Raw genomic sequence first — 1,918 nt, 5'->3', positions numbered from 1 at the left:
GCGTCGAAATACGGGTATTCACGGATCTGCAGGCCGGCGGCGCGCATCACCGGCATGTGGTTCGGCCAGGTCGGGTCCGACAGCCAGATGGTTGCGTCCGAACGCGTCCGCTTCAGCAATTCCGCCACCAGCCGCAGCGCGCCGGAGCCGCCGGGCGCCTGTGCGGCGCGGATGCGCGTCATGTCAGCGCCCGGACCGAAGGCGAGCTTGGCCATCACCGTGTTGAAGCCGGTATCGCCGGCAAGGCCGAGATAGGTCTTGGTGTCCTGGGCCTGCAGCAGGCGCTTTTCCGCCTCGCGCACGGCGCGCATAACCGGCGTCTTGCCGTCGCGATCCTTGTAGACGCCGACGCCGAGATCGACTTTGTCGGGGCGCGGATCGGCGCGATAAAGGCCGATCAGGGCCAGGATCTTGTCGGCGGGGGCGGGCTGCAGGGTCTCAAACATCGATAGGGCTCCAATGGCGGCGGAGTGATACGCAAATCGGTCGCGTTTCGCCAGCGGTTTTAGCTAGGTGCTCCAGCCCGAGACGGCTGGGAAGCCTGCCCTGCGCGCTCATGGATGAGGGTTTGAAGGGAAACCTATTGATGCGCGTCGGAAATGACCAGCCGGCACGAGCAGAGCGATCACGCCATCCTCTGCGCCGGCATGAGCGCTTCCGTGCGTAATTTCGGCTTTGCCTCGGCCAGCGGTCAGCGGTCAGCCCCCGCCGGGCCTGTCTTTCACAGCCTGCCGCAACAGCCAGGCGACCGCGCCCAGCACCATCAAGGCCAGCCCGAACCATGTCAGGGCATAGACCAGATGGTTGTTGTGGAACGAAACGACCGTCAGGCCGCCGACCGGCCACCCTCCCGGATTGGGCGTGGCATCGGCATCGATGAAATAAGGAGCGACCTGCCCGATGCCTTGCTTGGCGGCGATCGCCTGTACATCGCGCGAATACCAGCGGTTGGCAGCCGGATCGTTGGTGCGCAGGAAGCCGCCTTTCGGTTCGCTGATGCGCAACAGGCCATGAATTCCGGTGTGATCGCCCGAGGGCTTGCCTGCGAAGCGGGTTGCCGGATCGCGCTTGTCCGTCGGCACGAAGCCCCTGTTCACCAGAATCGTGAAGCCATCATCCGCTCGGAACGGCGCCATTACCCAGAAGCCACCGCCGAGATCGGTGACCGCCTGGACCAGGGTCTCGCGATCACCGAGAAACCGGCCCGTGACGACGAGGCGGCGATACTCGTCATCCCTGGCGTTGATCGCTGGCCAGGCCGAAGGCGCCGGGGCGGCCACGGGTACTGCCTTGAGACGCTGGTCGACACGCTCGATCAGGTCGAGCTTCCAGACGCGGCGCTCCAGCTGCCAGATACCGAGCGCCGAGAACCCTGCGATGCCGATGGCTCCGCAAAGGCAAAGCATCAATAGCGTCCATCTCGAACGCGTAACCCTTTGGCCGTCGCCTGTATTCGGATGCGGTGTCGTCCGCGCCTGTTCGTCCAAAGCCAGGTCCCTCTCTCAGGGTATCTGACTCATGTCATGGCCGGGCATCATGTTGACGTTCAGATGGTACATGACCCAGAGCGAGCCCGTCAGCGCGATCATCACCAGGATGAGGGTGAAGATCAGCGCCATCATGGTCCAGCCGCTCTCCGACCTGGTGTTCATATGCAGGAAGAACACCATGTGGACGATGATTTGCACGACGGCGAAGGCCATGATGGCAATCGCCGACGCCATCTGATTGCCGAGCGCGTTGGTCATGACCAGCCAGAAGGGAACGGCGGTCAGCACGACGGACAGGCCGAAGCCTGTCAGATAGCCGGCCAGCGAGCCGTGATTGACGCCGTGATGCGCGTGGCTGTGGTTGCTGGTGTCTGTTTGGTGCCCGGCGCTCATCGCAACATTCCCATCAGATAAACGAAGGTGAAGAC

At 63.7% G+C, this 1,918-nt stretch carries 3 protein-coding genes; all 3 read right to left on the bottom strand.

Going from position 1 to position 1,918, the window contains the following annotated elements:
- On the bottom strand, positions 1–446 hold a 446-nt coding region (locus tag EN879_RS33885), incomplete at its 3' end, for an aminotransferase class I/II-fold pyridoxal phosphate-dependent enzyme (RefSeq protein ID WP_127274608.1).
- Positions 447–698: 252 nt separating this feature from the next.
- On the bottom strand, positions 699–1,406 hold the full coding sequence (locus tag EN879_RS33880; protein ID WP_063168041.1) for an SURF1 family protein: 708 nt from the start codon (positions 1,404–1,406) through the stop codon (positions 699–701).
- A gap of 96 nt (positions 1,407–1,502) precedes the next feature.
- A complete protein-coding gene (gene cyoD / locus EN879_RS33875; RefSeq protein ID WP_013531503.1) occupies positions 1,503–1,883 on the bottom strand; it encodes a cytochrome o ubiquinol oxidase subunit IV in 381 nt (126 codons plus the stop codon).
- Between the last annotated feature and the right edge of the window lie 35 nt (positions 1,884–1,918).

This window comes from Mesorhizobium sp. M7A.F.Ca.AU.002.02.1.1 (genome assembly GCF_003998535.1).
Lineage (GTDB): Bacteria > Pseudomonadota > Alphaproteobacteria > Rhizobiales > Rhizobiaceae > Mesorhizobium > Mesorhizobium ciceri.
The sequence above is the reverse complement of the archived record's forward strand: the minus strand, read 5'-3'. Positions and strand labels throughout refer to the sequence as shown.

Coding starts and splice junctions, on each gene's coding strand:
- cyoD (WP_013531503.1), bottom strand. CDS start 1,883: ATGAGCGCCGGGCACCAAACAGACACCAGCAACCACAGCCACGCGCAT.
- EN879_RS33880 (WP_063168041.1), bottom strand. CDS start 1,406: ATGCTTTGCCTTTGCGGAGCCATCGGCATCGCAGGGTTCTCGGCGCTC.